The 3,539-nt window shown below is 47.9% G+C and carries 3 protein-coding genes; 1 reads left to right on the forward strand and 2 read right to left on the reverse strand.

The window, feature by feature from the left end; all coding sequences use genetic code 11:
* Positions 1-100: 100 nt before the first annotated feature.
* Positions 101-1,219, forward strand: a complete 1,119-nt coding sequence (locus tag VE954_RS05990; protein ID WP_324950676.1) for a HAMP domain-containing sensor histidine kinase — start codon at positions 101-103, stop codon at positions 1,217-1,219.
* On the opposite strand, the gene VE954_RS05995 is transcribed toward VE954_RS05990, so the two are convergent.
* Both VE954_RS05995 and VE954_RS06000 read right to left on the reverse strand, forming a co-directional pair.
* Positions 1,216-2,679: a sigma-54-dependent transcriptional regulator gene (locus VE954_RS05995; RefSeq protein WP_324950677.1), complete on the reverse strand. Its 1,464-nt coding sequence runs from the start codon at positions 2,677-2,679 to the stop codon at positions 1,216-1,218. The two genes, VE954_RS05990 and VE954_RS05995, sit on opposite strands and share 4 nt — an antisense overlap.
* 240 nt (positions 2,680-2,919) lie before the next feature.
* Positions 2,920-3,539, reverse strand: a 620-nt coding sequence (locus VE954_RS06000) for a S4 domain-containing protein (protein ID WP_324950678.1), incomplete at its 5' end; no start/stop codon positions are given.

Consider the following 3,539-nt stretch of genomic DNA (forward strand, 5'->3'; position numbering starts at 1 on the left):
CTAATGCGTTTTGCATTTTTACCAAATGCCGAAAATGATCATCTTTTAAACCACTGTATTTTGATCACCAACTGCGGGTGATGAGGCAGGATACGATCAGGTGGGGACGGAGTCTAACCGTGACTTGCTGGGGCGCTTACAATCAATAGGTTCATTTCAACGTTTGAATCAAACTATAATGCTTCCCGATTCATATCCATATATCGAAATAAAAGAAGCTTATCTGGGTTTCCAGGATATGTTAGAAAAGCTGCAATCTGTTGAAAAAAGTGAAAAAGAAGCTGCAATTGGTCGAGTCATTCGTCAAATTTCTCATGACTTGAGGGCTCCGCTTGGAGTTTTTGAAAATCTATTACATCTCCCAGATGACTCAAAGATGCTGAGCCAGAAGTTGCAAATACAAGATTCCCTTCATCGCATGTATGCCATGATTGAATCTGTCCGCCACGCCGACCTTGAGCTTATGATAGATGCAAAATATTGTTCATTGAATTTTCATGGTGGGCTGTCGGGCTTAATGGGAAACGCATCGTCTGTCAACAAGACTTTGACGCTATCCTTGACCGATATCGGGCAAGTGAAAGTTGACTCGTTGAAATTTGAACGTGCTTGGGTCAATCTCGTTTCCAATGCGATCGACTGTGCAAAAAGCCAGGTAGTCCTGGAGGTAGAGCGTCAAGGAGTTGACCTCGTAGTTCGTGTCGTCGATGATGGCCCTGGGGTTTCGGACGAAATACGACCAAAACTTTTTCAGCGTGGGGCAACCCATGGCAAGTCAGATGGCACCGGCCTGGGCCTTGCATACGTAAGGCACATCATGCAAGGGCATGGCGGTGATGTCAGCTATCGACGGGAAAACGGTCTGACAATTTTTGAGTGCCGGCTGCCCGACGCCTGCGATGCTGAGGGAGGGATTGCGGTGAAAAAACTGGTACAAACACCTGAAGCCTTTGGCAATAGGCTCGTAAGGCAGGTTGCAATCTGCCTTGAACCACCCTGTCTTGGAGCTTCGGTAAGGTCTGCGCTGACTTCTCAAAAGTCGCTAAATTTCATATTTTCGGGTGAACTGACAAAAGAAACAGAAATTGTTGTCACAAATGTCGATGAGATTGCAATTCAAGCGCTGGAATCTGATAAAGAAATCTTTCAGATGAACGCCTCTCTCTCAGAGGGGCAGATCATCGAAAGACTCATTCGTAAGTTCATTGTCCAAGCCTAATCCAATTTATATTTTCGTCGTTTCGAGTCTAAAGTGGAACGTGGGATGTTTAATACTTGGCAAACTTTACCGATAGATGCATGACGTTCAAGCGCCGCACTGAGAATGAGCCTCTCGAAATTTTCCGTTGTTGTTTCGTAGTCAAAGTCTTCTGTAAAGGCTGAAATAAGCCGTAGAATATCATCCCTATTTTTCGGTGGAATCCTGGCAATGGACTCTTCTGAACTGGCCGCTACCTTCGATGATGGAGCTTTCATACCCTTGAAGAAAGGTAAAAGCTCCACCGTCAGGGGAACGTCCTGGAACTCGCAATGAAGAATCCAGGATTCCAGGACCTTGAACAGCTGGCGAATGTTCCCTTGCCAATAATAAGTTTTAAGCTTTTCACAGAGTTCATCGAGGACATTTTGACTGAGTCGGATTTCATTTTTATTCAGGAACAAGGCGACAAGGGCATCGATATCGTGCTTGCGATCACGAAGCGGCAGAAGAGTTATGTCTATACCAGTGATGCGGTTTCGAAGGTCCAGCATGAAGTGTCCGCCTTCCACTTCATCATCCAGGTCTTTGGTAGTTGCAGCGACGAGCTGGAATCGTGAATGATAGGTCCGAGTCTCCCCCAGGCGGTTGTAGGTCCCATCTGCGAGTACCCGCAGAAGCTTCTGTTGGCAGCGCAGCTCCAGTGCATGAATTTCGTCCAGAAAAAGGATTCCGCCATCAGCATCAGCAACATAGCCGCTCGTTGTCTCAGACGCGCCCGTAAATGAGCCTTTCTTATGGCCAAAAAGTAAAGACTCCGTGAGGCCTTCAGTAATAGTAGCGCAGTTAACTGCGACAAAGGGAATCTGACCTTCTGTCTGACAGCGGAAGCGATGGATAAGGCGGGCCACCTCCTCCTTCCCGGTTCCAGTTTCGCCTATGAGCACTGAAGTCGTTGTATTACGGCGTGCCAGACCCTTTGCTTTGGAAAGCGTTGCATGATCGATAACAATTCCTTCGGGATATTTTTCGGCGAAACGCAACCAATGGCCTTCGGAGACCTTCTTTCGGCTCGCGCCTGCAACCAGGGCTTTGCGTTCCTTGGCGAGACTAAATGCAATCGTAAGTTCGTCCGCCCGGGTCAACGGCTTCCTGATGAAATGTTGTGCCCCTGCAGCAAGAGCCTCAGTCCAGATATCAGCCCGGGGGTCGGAAGAGTTTGCCACAATGACCATGTTGGGCTGCTGTTCTTTGGCCAATGCAATAATATGGAGACCGTCAGGCTTTTCAAATCCTGGCCGGGTTTCGATATGAAGATCACACAACAAAAAGTCGAAGCTTTCTTCACGAATTGCGCGTTTAGCCTCTTCTATATTTCGGCAAACTGAAGAGATCGCCCTGAGTTCGTTCAGGAGTGCCTGCCCTCGTTCAATATCCTGCTTGTTATCCTCAACGATCAAAACCCTGCGATCTTTTAACATAGTAACGTTTCACCCATCACATTCATTTGTCCGTGTCGCGGCGTTTCACAGCATAAACCATACCAGAACTATCTTTACCAGTGACGGCTGGGATTGTTGTAATTATTGCGCGCTATTTGCTGCGGAAGGAATGATATTTCCTGATTCTGCGCACAGTTTCTTTATATCTGGATATGTGAAAAATTGATGAGACCCTAGTGGCCATGGTTTTCGTTAGGAGTTAATGCAGAAAATAAATGCTCAATTTACTGGAGAACAAGGGAGGATAGCGCCGATCGGAGCGGCTCGTCCCTTCGCGGCATCAGGTATGTTATTTGAAGATAGAGGGGGAGTGCATTGGAAAAGCCGTGGGAGGCATTTTCTCTCAAGCAATTTGCAGGCCAGAGTATTTTTCTCGCGACGATCGGTGGGGACAGTCAGGATCCCGGCTTCCTTATTGACGATCGCTAGATGCTCATCGCGGAAGATCAGAGTAATTCCGTGGGTTTTACGCTCAGGGGTTTTTTCCCTGTACTTGCGCTCGGGGTCGTACGTTAAGACCACAACGTCATCGGCAGCGACGTGAGTCCCATAATCCTGGCATTCTTCACCATTCAAAGTCACGCCTTCGTGGTCCATCAAACCCCGAACCCGGGCCCTGGAAAAATCCAAAAGCCTGGCGACCAGGATATCAATGCGTCCGGCGTCGGCTTCGAGGACAGAATAAGTCAGCTTTTTCACAGGCTGTGAGCTGCCCTTGTAGCAGTTCTTATGGGAAAAGGCTGCAAAAAAAGGGTCGATTCGGTCGAAAAGTCCTGGCGCCGGGTTGATCAAGTGAGGCGTGCAAAATCGTCTTCCACCAGGGCATAAAGCAGCGAATC

Origin of the sequence: Oligoflexus sp. (genome assembly GCF_035638955.1) — a bacterium.
Taxonomy (GTDB): Bacteria; Bdellovibrionota_B; Oligoflexia; order Oligoflexales; family Oligoflexaceae; genus Oligoflexus.

Bases quoted from the DNA above. Each gene is read 5' to 3' on its own strand.
- VE954_RS05995 (WP_324950677.1), bottom strand. From the start codon at position 2,679: ATGTTAAAAGATCGCAGGGTTTTGATCGTTGAGGATAACAAGCAGGAT.